Genomic DNA, 15,336 nt, shown 5'->3' with positions numbered 1-15,336 from the left:
ATGAGAGAAGAACTGTTCCAAAAACTCATTGATGAATTTAGAGAAGCTGCAAATGGTAAATTTGACAACTTAACCATCCAAGGAAGGCAAATTACGAGGGGATACTTTATTGAGATACCCCTTAACGGCTATCCAATGAATCTTCTGCATTACGAAATAATCCGTCGCTATGAAAAAGTTTCAGTAGAACTACATTTCCAAGGGGAGAATACAAAGAAATCATTCCAAAACTGCCAACTAAACGATGAAAGATTTACATGGTTTGATTGGTTTGACGCAAGAAGCATAGCGCATAAGGTTGTTATTAATATTGACTACGTAAATATTGAAGAAGACGCTATGAGGCTTGTTACAATGCTCACAGAGATGGAGGAATCTTTAGGTTCGAGATTTAGAGAGTATGCAACCAAAATAAGAAGACGTTAAGCAAGGAAGAAACCCGAAGCCTGATCCATAAAAAAAGCGTAGCTACGGCTACGCTTTTTATGTTTCGTGGCGTAAGGACTACTTCTTAGGAGCAGCCTTAGCGGTGGTCTCATCGACCTCGAATCCGTACTCGGTAAGCTTCTTGGGCTGGTCGGGGAAGTTGGCGTTAACCACATCGCGAACCGAGCGCAGGAACTGTTCAACCTTCTTGGCCTCCTGGTCGCGCTGCTCGGTGGCAAGCTCGCTCTGGCGGCGAAGCTCCTCGGCGCGCTTGGTAAGCGTATTAAGGTTGGCCACCGACACTTTTACGTCGTCCTTTACCAGTACTGAAATGATGGATGAGGCACCATCGGCCGTGTGCTTGGCTAAGATTGACTCGCCAAGCACCCCCATTTTAAAGGGTTCACGTGGAATCTTAACTTTCATTTTAGTTATGTTAACGATTTACATTTTCGAATGTAATCTTTTAACCAATAGGTTGTACCATTAAAGCTATTTTTTTTAGCTGAAACAACCTATTCTAGGTTTAACAAATAAGATATTGGATCGCGCAAGCCATTTGTGCGACTCAACAAATGAGATGTTGGATCGTACAAGCCATTTGTGCGACTCAACAAATGAGATGTTGGATCGTACAAGCCATTTGTGCGACTCAACAAATGGGATGTTGGATCGTACAAGCCATTTGTGCAACTCAACAAATGAGATGTTGGATCGTACAGGCCATATGTTCGACTCAACAAATGGGATGTTGGATCGTACAAGCCATTTGTGCGATCCGACAAATGAGATGTTGGATCGTACAAGCCATTTGTGCGACTCAACAAACGAGATGTTGGATCGTACAGGCCATTTGTTCGATCCGACAAATGGGATGTTGAAGCCTACAAACCATATGTTCGACTCAACAAACGAGATGTTGGATCGTACAAGCCATTTGTTCGACTCAACAAACGAGATGTTGGATCGTAAAAGCCATTTGTGCAATCCGACAAATGGGATGCTGGAACGAATATCACCGATGCTGACACTCGGAGGCAGCACGCCCAGGCCATCATGCCGCTTGCCCATTTTTTATACCTTAGCCACCACCTAACGTAAACCGTCATGCGAAGAAGAATCCTTGTTTCCGCCCTTTGGGGGCTGATGTGCTCGGCGCCGATGGCGCAGGAGGCCATCGGACAGGGCGCCATCCCTAGGGATACCAGCTATACCGTATACCAATCGCTGCTTAAGGTGCGCAAGGCGTACCCCGATGCCGCGCCCGCCCTACCCGTGCTGCCCGAGGGCGTTACCGCCGAGCGCAGCATCGCCTACGCGGTGCTCGACAGCACCGTTTGGGGCCCGCGCACGCTGCACCTCGACCTGTTCCACCCCCGCAAAGCCGGAAGCTACCCCGCCGTGGTGATGGTGCATGGCGGAGGCTGGCGCTCGGGCGACCGATCGATGCAGCACCCCCTGGCCATGCAGCTGGCGGCCAACGGCTACATTACGGTGACGGTGGAGTACCAGCTCTCGCTCGAGGCCACCTACCCTGCGGCGGTGCACAACGTTAAGGCGGCCATCCGCTGGCTGCGCGCCAACGCCAACAGGTACGGCATCGACACCAGCCGCATCGCCATATCGGGCTGCTCGGCAGGTGGGCAGCTGGCCGCGCTGGTTGGCGCCACCAACGGCATCTCTAAGTTCGAGGGAAACCAAGGAAACCTCCAGCACTCGAGCGCGGTGCAGGCCGTTATCGACATCGACGGGGTGGTCGACTTTCTGGCACCGGCCTCGCTCAACCTCATCCGTAAGCCCGATGCTGCCGATGTAGGGTGGTTTGGCGGCACCTTCGTCCAGAAGCCCGAGGTATGGAAGGAGGCCTCGCCCATCTTCTGGGTGGGCAAGAGCACGGTGCCCTATCTCTTCATCAACAGCGGCCTTCCGCGCTTCCACGCGGGGCAAGACGAGATGGTGGGCATCCTCAACCAGCACGGCATCTACCACCAGGTGCACAACATCGACGTGAAGGTGCACCCGTTCTGGCTCTTCCATCCCTGGTTTAGCCCAACGGTTAAGCTGATGGTCGATTTCCTAAACCGAACGCTGAAGGCGGGAGAGCCAGCATCGGCCCGCTAAACGATACAAAAAGGGCTGTCTTAAAAGTATCTCGGCACTGGTATCAAGAATCACGAAACGCCACCACGGCCTACGGCAACGTGGTTTAGCATGTCGCAATTCGCATATCGCAATACCTGATACGCCTTTTAAGACAGCCCTTATGCTATGCTGCTAGTTGAAATTCTGTAGAAGTCGCTTATGGGGGTTGATCCAAATTATGGGGACTTCGCCGTACTTTGGATTCTTCCGAATCAGCCCGTAGTTGATGGAGGTGGTAAGGATGTAGTCGGCCTCGATGCTACCCGCAAAGCTGAAGATCTCGTCCACGAAATTATCCGATCCGGTGGCCGATTTTATTCCGTACACGATGTTGTTAGCTTCGAGAACCTGCTTGGTGAAGTAGATGTTGCTAAGCAGCTCGCGCTTGGGCTGGGCATCCGAAAGAACCGGCTTTACAAAGTTGAAGTTGCACTCGTACTTGCGCGAAAACGCAATTACGCAATCGATCACATCCTTAAACTCCGCCTCATGCTCCATGGGGATAACGATTTCGATGGAGCTATGCTTAGTTTGGGGGGCCTTGTTGGTAACCAAAACCGCCACGTCGGTATCGCCGTACTTCGAGTACTCGCGTGCAATAGCAACCTCTTCGCCCTTTGGAATGGAGTAGGTTTCGGGTGAAATAATAATGGAGCAGCTGTACTCGTTCAAGACCTCTTTCATACAGCTCTTAAAAGCACCCTGCTTTACGATACAATCCGGCACAATGCCATACTTACGGCCCAGCTCTTCGGCGGCCGATTTTAACAGCTCCCGTTCCCGTTCCACCTCCATATCGTAGGAAGCCTTCGATTCGAACAGGCCCTTCTCCTTTACTATTCTAACAAGCAGAACCGGGTACTCAATTTTTTTTCTCATGAACTGTGCATGCCTGTACGCATTTTCCGCTTGCTCCGAGCCATCCCACAAGACAACAATGTAAGTTTTTCCCTTATCCATAAACCGCTTATTAAAAGAATTCTTGAACTGCGTAAATATATAAATTATTACTTTTTAACTGTGTGTTAACGCTATATTTTTATCAAAATCGTTGAAGGTTGATTTTACGGACATTAACCGCACTCGTAAGGCAGCCAACCCACAAATTGCGGTAAGTAGCTCACAACAAAAGCGGCGAATTCCTACTTTTGCTCAAAATTTTGCCATTAGATGAAAATCGTTTTTGCCACCAACAACCTCCACAAGGTAAAGGAGGTTCAGGAGATGCTTCCTCAGGATATCGAGCTGCTAACCCTCGCACAGGTCAACATCAACGAGGATATTCCCGAAGACTATCCTACCCTCGAAGGGAATGCGCTGCAGAAGGCCCGCTACATCTTCGAGAAGTACGGCTACAGCTGCTTTGCCGACGATACCGGACTAGAGGTAGCGGCGCTCGACAACGAGCCTGGCGTGTACTCGGCCCGCTACGCTGGCGAGCAAAAATCGTCGGAGGATAACATCGACAAGGTGCTAGCTAAGCTGGGCGACAGCAGCAACCGCAAGGCGTGCTTCCGCACCGTAATCGCCCTAATCCTCGACGGCAAGGAAACCCTCTTCGAAGGGCGCGTGGATGGCGACATCCTCACCGAGCGCCACGGCACCGACGGCTTCGGATACGACCCCATCTTCAGGCCCGAAGGCTACACCGAGAGCTTCGCCGAGATGTCGCTCGACGCCAAGAACGCCATCAGCCATCGCGGCCGCGCTGTTGCCAAGCTGGTAGCATTCTTAAACAACCTATAAAAACATGGGCAGATGGAGCACAAGGTAAAAGGAATCATACTGCACGGCATTCGCTTTAAGGAGACCAGCCTCATCTGCCACATCTACACCAGCACGTTTGGCCGTAAGACCTACATCTTTAACGGCGTATACAAGGCTAAGAGCAAGGGGAAGGCAGCCATGCTGCAGCCCCTTTTCCTGCTCGACCTCGACGTCCACCAAAACGATAAGGCCGAGATTCAGCGGGTAAAGGATTTCCGCCTCAGCACGCCCTACCAGAGCATCCCCTTCGACCCGGTTAAAAGTTCGCTGGCCTTCTTCATCAGCGAGCTGCTCTACAAGCTGCTTAGGGAGGAGCATCCAAATCCACAGCTATTCGAGTTCCTATCCAACGCCCTCATCGCTCTCGATGTGCTCGACGAGGGGGTATACAACTTTCACCTCTACCTGATGGTGCAGCTCACCAAGTACCTCGGCCTTCACCCCACCCTGCTCGACGAGGGTACACCCGCCTTCTTCGACCTAAAGTCGGGCCACTTTACCCCTATCGAGCCCAAGCACCCCTTGTATATGAACCGCCACCTTTCGCGCTGCTTCGAGCAGCTCTACTCCATTCCGCTTGCCAGCCTAGCCTCCGTACACATGAGCCGCTCCGAGCGCCAGGAATTCATCAAAAAAATGCTGGAGTTCTACTCCATTCACTTTGGAGGGAGCATCGAGCTAAAGTCGCTCAGCGTGGTGCACGAGCTCTTCGACTAGCGATACTTCCACCATCCGCCCGATTCACTAATCACTGTTCGCTACTCACTAAATTATTGCCAATTCGTACGAATTGAATACCTTTGCCTCCAAAATCATACGTTCATGCTCAAGTATAAGAGAGTTCTGCTAAAGCTTAGCGGCGAGGCCCTGATGGGCGCCGACAAGTACGGCATTAACACCAAAGTGCTCAACGAGTACGCCGAACAAATCAAGGAAGTTGCCCAGTTGGGCGTTGAAGTAGGAATAGTAATCGGCGGCGGCAACATCTTCCGCGGCCTCTCGGGCGTAAACAAAGGGTTCGACCGCGTAAAGGGCGACCAAATGGGGATGCTGGCAACGGTTATCAACTCCATTGCTATCCAATCGGCCCTCAACAGCATCGGCCAAAAGGCAAAGGTACTAACCTCCATCAACATGGCTCCTGTCGGCGAAATCTACTCGAAGGATAAGGCGCTTGAGCTCTTTGCCCAAGGCTACGTAGTGATTATCGGCGGTGGCACCGGCAACCCCTTCTTCACCACCGACACCGCTTCGTCGCTCCGCGGAGTGGAGATCGAAGCCGAGGTTCTGCTTAAGGGTACCCGCGTCGATGGCGTTTACACCGCCGATCCCGAGAAAGACCCAGCCGCCATTAAGTACGACGAGCTCTCGTTCGACGAGGCCTACAACAAGAATCTGAAGGTGATGGACCTTACCTCGTTTGCCATGTGCAAGGAGAACAACCTCCCAATCATCGTATTCGACATGAATACCGCCGGTAACCTAAAAAAGCTCCTTTTAGGTGAAAAGATTGGAACAATCGTAAAGAATTATTAATTTTGATTTGACAATCAAGATAACCGCATATGACAGAAGTTAAAGCAATTATAGCACAAGGCAAGGAGAAGATGGAAAAGGCTGTTCTTCACCTCGAAGAATCGTTGGTAACCATCCGCGCGGGTAAAGCAAACCCAGCCATCCTTAACCCTGTAATGGTAGACTACTACGGCAGCATGATGCCCATCAACCAAGTTGCCAGCATCAACACCCCCGATGCCAAAACCATTATTGTTGCTCCTTGGGAAAAGAAGATGCTTCCCGTTATCGAAAAGGCAATTCTTACCTCAGGAATTGGGCTAACCCCAAGCAACAATGGAGAGCACATCCGCTTGATTATTCCACCGCTTACCGAGGATCGCCGTAAGGAACTCGTAAAGCAGGTGCGCAACGAAGGCGAAAATGCCCGCGTTGCCCTTCGTAACATCCGCCGCGATGCCAACGAAGCCATTAAAAAGCTGATCAAAGCCGAAAGCCTTCCCGAAGATGTGGCTAAAGACGGCGAAGCCGAAGTACAAAAGGTAACCGACAGCTATAACAAAAAAATAGACGAGCTACTCGCCCTAAAGGAAAAAGAGATAATGACCGTATAAGTAAAAAGGCAACCCCAACGGTTGCCTTTTTCATTTGCATATTCTAGTGATAATACGTGATCGTGATACAAAAATAGCGAAGTAGTGCAACATTGTTATGGCAGGAAGCACTACCTCGCTTTTCTTTTTGTTCGGGGGAATGAATGAGGAGTGTGGAAGGACCCTCGCTTTTTACCCGAAAGCTTTAAATCGAACATCGACTGGCAGGTCTTCTGACTTTCTCGCATCGTAGGCGCCTTCCCGTTCGCACAGTGGCTCTGATTGCCTCGACTCTTCTCCGAAATTACAGCAGCGGGAACTGTTCAGGAGTCACACCTGATTCCCTTTTAATTTGCTGAAACGCATTGTTTCGTGCAAAACCATCGACACCTCCAAAGGTATATTTTTTGCCAAAAGAACCCTCCTTTTTCCTAAGCTAATTTTTAGTAATATGATTTTTAACAACTTATCGGGACTGCAATTAATGTTTACATTTGCAGTCCAAATTTCATTCGATGGAACATATTAGGAACATTGCGATCATCGCCCACGTAGACCATGGTAAGACTACGCTCGTGGATAAGATGATCCTTCAGGGTAAGCTCTTTAGAGATTCCGACAAGGCAGGAGAGCTTATTCTCGACAACAACGATCTAGAACGCGAACGCGGTATTACCATTCTTGCAAAGAACGTATCTGTTCAGTACAAAGGATTTAAGATCAACATTATTGATACCCCAGGCCACGCCGACTTCGGTGGCGAGGTTGAGCGCGTGCTTAACATGGCCGATGGTGTTCTTCTGCTGGTTGACGCATTCGAAGGCACCATGCCCCAAACCCGCTTCGTGCTCCAAAAGGCGCTAGCGCTGGGTAAGAAGCCTATTGTAGTAGTAAATAAGGTAGACAAGCCTAACTGCCGCCCCGATGAGGTGCACGAAGAGGTATTCGACCTAATGTTCCACCTCGATGCTACCGAAGAGCAGCTCGACTTCCCTACCATTTACGGTAGCGCAAAGCAGGGCTGGATGTCTACCGATTGGCAAAACCCAACTACCGACATCACTGCGCTGCTCGACTGCATCATCGAAAACATTCCAGCACCCGAGGCGCACGAGGGAACTCCCCAAATGCTTATTACCTCGCTGGAGTACTCGTCGTACGTAGGCCGTATTGCCATTGGCCGACTACACCGCGGAACGCTTAAGGCAAACATGCCAGTTATTCTTTCGAAGCGCGATGGCAGCCAGGTAAAAACCCGCATTAAAGACCTTATGGTTTTCGAAGGACTTGGCAAGGCAAAGGTAGAAGAAGTACAAGCAGGTGAAATCTGCGCCCTAGTAGGAATCGAAGGATTCGAAATCGGCGACACCATCTGCGACTACGAAAACCCAGAGCCTCTGGAGCCGATCGCCATCGACGAGCCAACCATGAGCATGCTCTTCACCATCAACGACTCGCCATTCTTTGGCAAAGATGGTAAATTCGTAACCTCGCGCCACCTTAAGGAACGCCTTGAGAAGGAGCTTGAAAAGAACCTTGCCCTTCGCGTAGAGAGTGGCGAAACGGCCGACTCATTTATTGTGTTTGGACGTGGTGTACTCCACATCAGCGTGCTTATCGAAACCATGCGCCGCGAAGGTTACGAGCTTCAGGTTGGTCAGCCAAAAGTTATCTTCAAAGAAGTTAACGGCAAGAAATGCGAACCAATCGAGTTCCTAACCATCGACCTTCCCGAAGAAGTAGCAGGTAAAGCCATCGAGCTTGTTACCAAGCGTAAGGGTGTAATGATGAACATGGAACAACGCGGCGACCGCTCACACCTCGAATTCGAAATTCCATCGCGTGGTATTATTGGTTTACGTAGCAACCTGCTTACCGCAACCCAAGGCGAGGCTATCGTTGCCCACCGCGTAAAAGGATTCGAACCCTACAAGGGCGACATCGAAATGCGCATCAACGGTTCGCTCATCGCAATGGAAACCGGCAACGCCTACGCATACTCCATCAATAAACTTCAGGACAGAGGCAAGTTCTTCATCGCACCTGGCGAGGACGTTTACGCTGGACAGGTAATTGGAGAACATACCCGTGCTGGCGACTTGGTTATCAACGTCACCAAATCGAAGAAGCTAACCAACATGCGCGCCAGCGGTTCCGACGAGAAAACCGCCATTGCTCCTCCAATCGTATTTAGCCTAGAAGAAGCCCTAGAGTACATACAAGAAGATGAGTACGTGGAAATTACACCAAACTCAATGCGTCTCCGTAAGATATTCCTCGACGAAAACCAACGGAAGCGCAATTCAAGATAGTAAGAAGCTGTATTTAAGCCATCCGAGACAACATCGGCTGGCTTAAAGCTGTTTACTATTTTTAAATACGAGATTAATTTCTACCTTTGCGCGATATTTTTTACAAGTGAGCTATCTAAACTGCTATACGATTCCCGTTAAGGGCTTGGCCTTAGGAGAGCATGAAGTAAGCTACGACGTTAACGACAAGTTCTTTAAATGCTTCGAGGATTCGGAGATACAAAAAGGAGATGTCAACGTTCTAGTGCATGCAAAAAAAGCAAGTTCCTTTATCGAACTCGATTTCGATATTGAAGGGAATGTCATGGTTACGTGCGATCGCTGCTTAGAAGAATATTCTCAAAATATCCGCTTCGAAGGAAGCCTGTTTGTAAAGTTTTCTTCCTTGATTAAAGAAGAAGAAGGTGATGTCATCTATGTCGATCCTAATGAAGGCGAGTTAAATCTTGCCCGGTATATCTACGAAAGCATTTGCCTAAGCCTACCCTACCAGAAGATTCATCCGATGGACGAGAATGGCAAAAGCACCTGCAATCCAGAAATGCTGGAACGCTTAGAGGCAATCGAAACCAACTTCTACGAAGAACCTTCGGACAACGAAGAGGAAGAGGTGGAAGAGGAGGAAGAAGACGAAATGCTTTAAGAGCAAAAAAAGAAAATCACCGGACAGTAAAATAGTTAACACGATAAACAAGTTGTAAAATGGCACATCCCAAACACAAAATCTCGAAGACAAGAAGAGATAAGCGTAGAACTCACTACAAAGCTGTAGCTCCAACGATTTCTACATGCTCAAACTGCGGTGCTACTGTACAATACCACAGAGTATGTCCAGAGTGCGGCTTTTACAGAGGACGTCTTGTAGTAGAAAAACAAGTAAACGCATAATCCGCTTTCAAACAAACTTATCAATTAAAGTTGTATGAAAATTGGAGTTGATGCAATGGGTGGCGATTTTGCTCCTGAAGCAGTAGTTTTAGGAGCAATCGAAGCCCAAAAGCAATTTTCAGATGTTCGCTTGGTGCTGATAGGCGACAAGGCTAGGATTGAAGAAGTCCTCGTTCGTGAGGGTGCCGATATCGCTAGTTTTGACATAGTACATACCGACCAGGTGATTGAGATGGGTGAACATCCTGTAAAAGCTTTTAGTTCAAAGCCACAATCTAGCATTGCAATCGGATTTAAGCTCCTTATGGAGGACAAAATCCAAGGTTTTGCCAGTGCTGGAAGTACAGGAGGTATGATGGTTGGCGCAATGTACACCATCAAGCAGATTCCTGGCTTGTTGCGTCCTGCAATTGCAAGTCCTATTCCTGTTAGCCTAGACAAAAAGGCCATCCTTTTAGATGTTGGGCTAAATCCCGACTGTAAGCCTGAAGTACTCGTACAGTATGCTATGCTAGGATCGGTTTACGCGCAATACGTGCTTGGAATCGAAAACCCACGCGTTGGCTTGCTGAATATTGGCGAAGAGGAAGAAAAAGGTAGCATTCTAACCCAAGCCACCTACGGCCAGCTAAAGGATGCTAGCGGAATAAACTTTATTGGCAACATCGAAGGCCACGATGTATTTCATGGAAAAGCCGATGTTATCGTAACAGATGGCTTTACCGGAAATGTACTGCTCAAAACAGCAGAAAGCTTTTACGGTTTGCTACACAAAGAAGGCATCAGAAACGAATTCTTTGAAGGCTTCAACTTCGAGAACATTGGGGGTACCCCTGTGCTAGGTGTTAACGGCGTGGTAATTATCGGCCACGGCATTTCCAACGCAAAGGCAATCAAAAACATGATAAAACAGGCGATTGATTGCGCCAACGGAGGAATTGTAGAGCACATTCGCGAAAACTTACAATAAATTTAAACCTCATCCATTTCTAATGGGTGAGGTTTGTTTAACTTATACCTCTCCCATTAAAGAGAGGTACTAAAACAAGTCAGATGGAGAAAATTTCGGCTGCAATAACAGGTATTGGAGGATATATTCCCGAATATATTCTCACCAACGACGAGTTAAGTACCATGGTGGATACCACCGATGAGTGGATAATGACTCGGATTGGAATAAAAACCCGCCATATCCTAAAAGGCGAAGGCAAAGGAGCCTCAGATATGGGTGCAGCTGCAGTTAACCAACTTCTTGAAAAAACGAATACCAATCCTGAAGATGTTGATCTGATCATCTGCGCTACCGTAACCCACGACATGATGTTTCCTGCTACGGCAAACATCATTGCCGACAAGTGCGGCATTAAAAATGCCTTTGGTTTTGACGTAAACGCAGCCTGCTCGAGTTTCCTATACTCCCTAACTGTTGCACAGAAGTTTATCGAGTCTGGAAGCCACAAAAAGGTAATTGTAGTAGGATCAGACAAGATGTCAGCTATTGTTGACTATACTGATAGAACTACCTGTCCAATTTTTGGAGATGGTGCAGCAGCGGTTCTTTTGGAACCTAACTACGAAGGTCTAGGTGTTGTTGACTCGATCCTTCGCTCTGATGGAGTTGGACGCAAACACTTAAACATGAAGGCTGGCGGTTCATGTTATCCTGCAACACACGAAACGGTAGAAAATCGCGAACATTACATCTACCAAGAAGGTCAAGCGGTTTTCAAATGGGCTGTTTCGAACATGGCCGACACCACCCTAGAGTTGATGGAAAAAAACAATCTTAAAGGCGAAGATATCGCTTGGTTGGTTCCCCATCAAGCCAACCTTCGAATCATCGACGCTACCGCTAACCGTGCAAACGTTGAGCGCGAAAAGGTAATGATCAACATCGAAAAGTACGGAAATACTACCTCTGCAACGCTTCCTCTTTGCCTTTGGGACTACGAGAAGCAGCTGAAGAAGGGTGACAACATCATATTTGCGGCCTTTGGCGGTGGCTTTACTTGGGGTGCACTCTACCTTAAGTGGGCTTACGACGGCGAGAAGGTCGGCAAGTAAAAAAGCATTGCTCGAACGCGATATTTTTACTACATTCGCGTTCCGAATGGCTCCATAGTTCAAGGGATAGAACGGAAGTTTCCTAAACTTTAAATACAGGTTCGAGTCCTGTTGGAGCTACAAAAGTCGTCGCTGATTTTAGTGACGACTTTTTTTGTTAACACCCAAATAAAAAGAACACCAAATAGTTCCCTACTCTTTTACACTCTAAACCCTTACTCCCCCTCTATTCAAGACTAATATCGGCAAGTCTACGTAAACGATTTTACGAAACCAAAGCGAAGAGCATAACCATTCCCCGCAGGGATATGCCAATTTGACATCGGGATACGAACGGAGCGTATTCGGACTTTGTTCAGACTCTCCCCTTTTTCATACGACATAATGCCAGATTCCATCCGTTCTATAACGCGATTGATGCGCCTTAAAAAGCGCTATCGGTTACAAATTGTAAGCTGCAATTCTATTATTAAGAAATAGAAGAATAGCCACTTTAAAGTATCATTAAATAAGGCATTTTCGTTACAGTTTGTAATAGCAAACGCTAAAAATAAAGCTTCAAATTCATAGCATTAGCTAAACGATTACAATATATAAGCCATCAAATAGCTACAATACTGGCTCTTACAAGTTGATTTATTTTTTTTAACTCTTGGATCTTTCAAATTAATAGTTATATTCGCAAAACAAGTAATAATTGCAACGTTATGGCAGGTAAAATTCATCTAGACAACATCGACCAAAAGATCTTGTCGTACCTAATTAAAAATGCCCGTATGCCGTTCTTGGAAATTGCAAGAGAATGCGGTATTTCGGGAGCTGCAATCCACCAGCGCGTAAAAAAAATGGAAGATGCCGGTATCATAGACGGTTCGCGCCTGATTGTTAAACCCAAAGCCCTTGGCTACGACGTATGCGCCTTTGTTGGAGTATCGCTCATTCAAACCAGCTACTACACCGAGGCCGTAGAGGTTATTAAGCGAATACCTGAAGTTGTGGAATGCCACTTTGTTACCGGAGATTACGCCGTGCTGCTAAAGATTTACTGCCGCGACAACGACCACCTTTTAGATGTGCTGGTTAATACGGTACAAAAGATTCCTGGCGTGGCACGTACTGAAACCCTTATTTCGTTAGACCAAGCATTCGAACGTCAGGTTTACGTAAAGGATAAGAAGACTGCCAAGACTAGCAAAAAGGGTACTGCGGCAAAGGAGGAGAACGAATAGGCTAGACCTATTTCTCCCCTACTTGCCAAGTAGCCGCTTGGCAAAGAACTTAACGACCTCTACGTTTACCGCATTGCCAAGCTGCTTGTAGGCGATCCTATCAACAGGATGCAGCTTGAAGCTAGAAGGAAACGACTGTAGCGCTGCCGCTTCTTTGGGTGTTATTCGGCGAGATAGCTCGCCCACTATTGATGTTTGCGTAATAGCCACCAGTGCCGGAAAGTAGGTGGCCTTTTTTATGCGAACACCCGATGGACGAAACTGTATGAGGTGGCTCCAAACTTCGGGCTTTGCATCGCCCACCTGCCATTCGAATTTTGCCTTGGCTCCGGTGAAATTTTTGTTCTTCTTTGCCTTGGCACACCAATCCTTCAGGAATGGCTTATTTTGCTCCCAGAGCGCCCTATTTTGCTCGATAATCCGCTTCTTCCACTTCGGATAGCCAGAGATATCAGCCTTTAGGTTTTCAGGTTCAAATTCGGCGGTCCAAACGGGGAATGTGGGTAGTGGCTTGCTTACGTTCTTGGCAAAATCGTTCCAGATTTCGAGGATCTCGCGCTCGCTGTCGGTAATGGTATAGCGTTCGTCGGTTAGCGAACGGTCTACTACTTTTCTGATATCGCAGTGCGGACGCTTACGAGGCTCGCTAAACTCCACCTCACCACGCTTAACATCCTTACGCTTGCAGAGGATGAAAACACGCTCGCGAAACTGTGGTATTCCTATGTTATGCGGACTAAAGATGATGGGCTCGTGCGAGAATTCGTACCCTAGCTCATCGAGGTTCGCCTTTATTACGCGCCAGGTGTTGCCGTTGTCGTGTCCAACAAGGTTACGGACGTTTTCGAGCAGCATGTAGCTTGGCTTATGATGCTTGGCAATCCGAACAATATCGAAGAAAAGAGTACCGCGAGGGTCGTTCATCCCAGCTTGCTTACCAGCTTTAGAGAATGCCTGACAGGGAAAGCCGGCACAGAGGACATCGTGCTGGGGTATATCGGCGGCATCCACCGCGCTAACATCGCTGTGCGGCGCCAATCCATAGTTATTCTCGTATACCTTACGGCAGTCAGCATCGATATCGGCAGCAAATACGCACTCGCCACCTAGCTGGCTCATTGCTGAATGGAATCCCCCAATTCCACAAAATAGATCTATAAACTTAAAATCGCTCATAACATGTACGAAGGTAGAACTAATTACCCTAAAAAGCTAGGAATTACCCATCTTTAGGGTGAAAAACGGAAAGCTACTTGTTCCGCTGCGTGGTATAGTGTGCCAGCTCAACCAGTGCAGCCTTAACCTCACTTTCGGGATAGGCTGCAAGTATGGCTATGGCCTTATCACGATAGTCGTGCATAAGCTTTTCGGTGTAGGCAATACCGCCACTTGCCGTAACAAAGTCGACAACTTCTCCTACATTTTTGGGCTTCGATCGGGCTCCACGAACCAGCTTAAGCACGCGCTTACGCTCATCCTTGGATGAATGGTGGAGCGCATAGATCAGCGGAAGCGTCATCTTTTTTTCCTTGATATCGTTACCCGTAGGCTTACCGACAAGGTTGGTATGCTGGTAGTCGAACAGATCATCCTTCAGCTGGAAAGCAACACCGATATACTCGCCATACAGCCTCATCCGCTGTACAACCTCGGGTTCGGCCCCAACCGACTGTGCCCCGTTTGCCGCGCAGGATGCAATCAGCGTAGCTGTTTTCTTGCGGATAATATCGAAGTACACCTCCTCGGTGATGTCGAGCTTGCGGGCCTTCTCGATTTGTAGCAGCTCGCCCTCGCTCATCTCCTTAACGGCCTCCGACATGATGCGGAGCAAGTCGAACGAGCTGGAATCCACCGAAAGCTGTAGGCCACGCGCCAAGAGGTAGTCGCCAAGGAGCACCGCAATCTTGGAGCGCCACATGGCGTTGATGGATAGCGCCCCTCGCCGCTCGTAGGCCTCATCCACCACATCGTCGTGAATAAGCGTGGCCGTATGCAGCATCTCAATCATCGAAGCGGCCACGTAGGTTTTCTCGGTAACAGCTCCGTTGAGCTTAGCGGTAAGAAATACAATGGTTGGACGCAGCTGCTTGCCCTTTCGGCGAAGGATGTAGTTTACGATCGTCTGCAGAAATGGGATCTTCGAGGCCATCGCATTCTTGAAGTACCCTTCGAACGATGCCATCTCCTCTAAAACAGGCGCCTTTATAATTTTTGATGATGCGGACATGCAATTCAACGATTTTAACTCACAAAGAAAGCAAATTATGCCGCAACCGATGAATATTTACGGGCAAAATGTAAGCAGGCAAGGAAATAAAGGGATACTTTACCATCAACCCAAGCAATCTTTGGAGGCCGGAATTGGCTACGTAGCCCCCAGAAAATAGCCTACACCACCCG

General features: G+C 48.3%; 16 protein-coding genes, 1 tRNA gene and 1 riboswitch. Of the genes, 13 read left to right on the top strand and 4 right to left on the bottom strand.

All coding sequences use genetic code 11. The features are described 5' to 3' along the window. On the top strand, positions 1-426 hold the full coding sequence (locus tag CLV25_RS03855) for a hypothetical protein (protein WP_131838319.1): 426 nt from the start codon (positions 1-3) through the stop codon (positions 424-426). Positions 427-504: 78 nt separating this feature from the next. Here the strand turns inward: CLV25_RS03855 and CLV25_RS03850 are convergent, their stop codons facing one another. After that, entirely contained in the window at positions 505-852 is a 348-nt protein-coding gene (locus tag CLV25_RS03850) for a hypothetical protein (RefSeq protein ID WP_131838318.1), read from the bottom strand. Between the two features lie 681 nt (positions 853-1,533). Between CLV25_RS03850 and CLV25_RS03845 the strand changes: the two genes are divergently transcribed. Further along, positions 1,534-2,547, top strand: coding sequence for an alpha/beta hydrolase (locus CLV25_RS03845; protein ID WP_131838317.1), 1,014 nt, complete (start codon positions 1,534-1,536; stop codon positions 2,545-2,547). 153 nt (positions 2,548-2,700) lie between these two features. Here CLV25_RS03845 and CLV25_RS03840 read toward each other — a convergent pair whose 3' ends face one another. Then, a complete protein-coding gene (locus CLV25_RS03840) occupies positions 2,701-3,528 on the bottom strand; it encodes a universal stress protein (protein WP_131838316.1) in 828 nt (275 codons plus the stop codon). 210 nt (positions 3,529-3,738) lie between these two features. Here CLV25_RS03840 and CLV25_RS03835 point away from each other — a divergent pair, with 210 nt between their 5' ends. The 11 genes from CLV25_RS03835 to CLV25_RS03785 all read left to right on the top strand — a co-directional run bounded on the left by CLV25_RS03835 (position 3,739) and on the right by CLV25_RS03785 (position 12,936). Further along, a complete protein-coding gene (locus CLV25_RS03835; RefSeq protein ID WP_131838315.1) occupies positions 3,739-4,314 on the top strand; it encodes a non-canonical purine NTP diphosphatase in 576 nt (191 codons plus the stop codon). Between the two features lie 12 nt (positions 4,315-4,326). After that, entirely contained in the window at positions 4,327-5,052 is a 726-nt protein-coding gene (recO, locus tag CLV25_RS03830) for a DNA repair protein RecO (RefSeq protein WP_131838314.1), read from the top strand. A 105-nt stretch (positions 5,053-5,157) separates the two neighbouring features. After that, entirely contained in the window at positions 5,158-5,871 is a 714-nt protein-coding gene (gene pyrH / locus CLV25_RS03825; protein ID WP_131838313.1) for a UMP kinase, read from the top strand. 29 nt (positions 5,872-5,900) lie between these two features. Continuing rightward, on the top strand, positions 5,901-6,464 hold the full coding sequence (gene frr / locus CLV25_RS03820) for a ribosome recycling factor (RefSeq protein WP_131838312.1): 564 nt from the start codon (positions 5,901-5,903) through the stop codon (positions 6,462-6,464). 184 nt (positions 6,465-6,648) lie between these two features. Then, positions 6,649-6,843: riboswitch (cobalamin riboswitch) on the bottom strand. 115 nt (positions 6,844-6,958) lie between these two features. Beyond that, positions 6,959-8,755, top strand: coding sequence for a translational GTPase TypA (typA, locus tag CLV25_RS03815; protein ID WP_131838311.1), 1,797 nt, complete (start codon positions 6,959-6,961; stop codon positions 8,753-8,755). A 106-nt stretch (positions 8,756-8,861) separates the two neighbouring features. Next, positions 8,862-9,398: a YceD family protein gene (locus tag CLV25_RS03810; RefSeq protein WP_131838310.1), complete on the top strand. Its 537-nt coding sequence runs from the start codon at positions 8,862-8,864 to the stop codon at positions 9,396-9,398. Between the two features lie 59 nt (positions 9,399-9,457). Continuing rightward, complete coding sequence (gene rpmF / locus CLV25_RS03805; RefSeq protein ID WP_081981553.1) at positions 9,458-9,643, top strand: 50S ribosomal protein L32; 186 nt, start codon at positions 9,458-9,460, stop codon at positions 9,641-9,643. Positions 9,644-9,677: 34 nt separating this feature from the next. Next, positions 9,678-10,613, top strand: coding sequence for a phosphate acyltransferase PlsX (gene plsX, locus CLV25_RS03800; protein ID WP_131838309.1), 936 nt, complete (start codon positions 9,678-9,680; stop codon positions 10,611-10,613). A gap of 83 nt (positions 10,614-10,696) precedes the next feature. Then, the gene (locus CLV25_RS03795) at positions 10,697-11,707 is read left to right on the top strand and encodes a beta-ketoacyl-ACP synthase III (RefSeq protein ID WP_131838308.1); all 1,011 of its coding nucleotides are present in this window, start codon (positions 10,697-10,699) and stop codon (positions 11,705-11,707) included. A gap of 48 nt (positions 11,708-11,755) precedes the next feature. Next, positions 11,756-11,827 (top strand) — tRNA-Arg (locus CLV25_RS03790). Between the two features lie 587 nt (positions 11,828-12,414). Beyond that, on the top strand, positions 12,415-12,936 hold the full coding sequence (locus CLV25_RS03785) for an Lrp/AsnC family transcriptional regulator (protein ID WP_131838307.1): 522 nt from the start codon (positions 12,415-12,417) through the stop codon (positions 12,934-12,936). Between the two features lie 18 nt (positions 12,937-12,954). Here CLV25_RS03785 and CLV25_RS03780 read toward each other — a convergent pair whose 3' ends face one another. Both CLV25_RS03780 and CLV25_RS03775 read right to left on the bottom strand, forming a co-directional pair. Then, positions 12,955-14,112: a DNA cytosine methyltransferase gene (locus CLV25_RS03780; RefSeq protein ID WP_131838306.1), complete on the bottom strand. Its 1,158-nt coding sequence runs from the start codon at positions 14,110-14,112 to the stop codon at positions 12,955-12,957. 73 nt (positions 14,113-14,185) lie between these two features. Continuing rightward, on the bottom strand, positions 14,186-15,163 hold the full coding sequence (locus CLV25_RS03775; protein WP_131838305.1) for a polyprenyl synthetase family protein: 978 nt from the start codon (positions 15,161-15,163) through the stop codon (positions 14,186-14,188). Positions 15,164-15,336 lie beyond the last annotated feature (173 nt).

The sequence above is a fragment of the Acetobacteroides hydrogenigenes genome, assembly GCF_004340205.1.
In the GTDB taxonomy this organism is placed as follows: Bacteria; Bacteroidota; Bacteroidia; order Bacteroidales; family ZOR0009; genus Acetobacteroides; species Acetobacteroides hydrogenigenes.
Note: the sequence above shows the minus strand (reverse complement) of the source record. Positions and strands in the feature narration are given on the sequence as shown.

What these genes read in the sequence shown, in the direction of transcription:
- CLV25_RS03855 (WP_131838319.1), top strand. Translation starts at nt 1, where the DNA reads ATGAGAGAAGAACTGTTCCAAAAACTCATTGATGAATTTAGAGAAGCT.
- CLV25_RS03850 (WP_131838318.1), bottom strand. Translation starts at nt 852, where the DNA reads ATGAAAGTTAAGATTCCACGTGAACCCTTTAAAATGGGGGTGCTTGGC.
- CLV25_RS03845 (WP_131838317.1), top strand. Translation starts at nt 1,534, where the DNA reads ATGCGAAGAAGAATCCTTGTTTCCGCCCTTTGGGGGCTGATGTGCTCG.
- CLV25_RS03840 (WP_131838316.1), bottom strand. Translation starts at nt 3,528, where the DNA reads ATGGATAAGGGAAAAACTTACATTGTTGTCTTGTGGGATGGCTCGGAG.
- CLV25_RS03835 (WP_131838315.1), top strand. Translation starts at nt 3,739, where the DNA reads ATGAAAATCGTTTTTGCCACCAACAACCTCCACAAGGTAAAGGAGGTT.
- recO (WP_131838314.1), top strand. Translation starts at nt 4,327, where the DNA reads ATGGAGCACAAGGTAAAAGGAATCATACTGCACGGCATTCGCTTTAAG.
- pyrH (WP_131838313.1), top strand. Translation starts at nt 5,158, where the DNA reads ATGCTCAAGTATAAGAGAGTTCTGCTAAAGCTTAGCGGCGAGGCCCTG.
- frr (WP_131838312.1), top strand. Translation starts at nt 5,901, where the DNA reads ATGACAGAAGTTAAAGCAATTATAGCACAAGGCAAGGAGAAGATGGAA.
- typA (WP_131838311.1), top strand. Translation starts at nt 6,959, where the DNA reads ATGGAACATATTAGGAACATTGCGATCATCGCCCACGTAGACCATGGT.
- rpmF (WP_081981553.1), top strand. Translation starts at nt 9,458, where the DNA reads ATGGCACATCCCAAACACAAAATCTCGAAGACAAGAAGAGATAAGCGT.
- plsX (WP_131838309.1), top strand. Translation starts at nt 9,678, where the DNA reads ATGAAAATTGGAGTTGATGCAATGGGTGGCGATTTTGCTCCTGAAGCA.
- CLV25_RS03795 (WP_131838308.1), top strand. Translation starts at nt 10,697, where the DNA reads ATGGAGAAAATTTCGGCTGCAATAACAGGTATTGGAGGATATATTCCC.
- CLV25_RS03785 (WP_131838307.1), top strand. Translation starts at nt 12,415, where the DNA reads ATGGCAGGTAAAATTCATCTAGACAACATCGACCAAAAGATCTTGTCG.
- CLV25_RS03780 (WP_131838306.1), bottom strand. Translation starts at nt 14,112, where the DNA reads ATGAGCGATTTTAAGTTTATAGATCTATTTTGTGGAATTGGGGGATTC.
- CLV25_RS03775 (WP_131838305.1), bottom strand. Translation starts at nt 15,163, where the DNA reads ATGTCCGCATCATCAAAAATTATAAAGGCGCCTGTTTTAGAGGAGATG.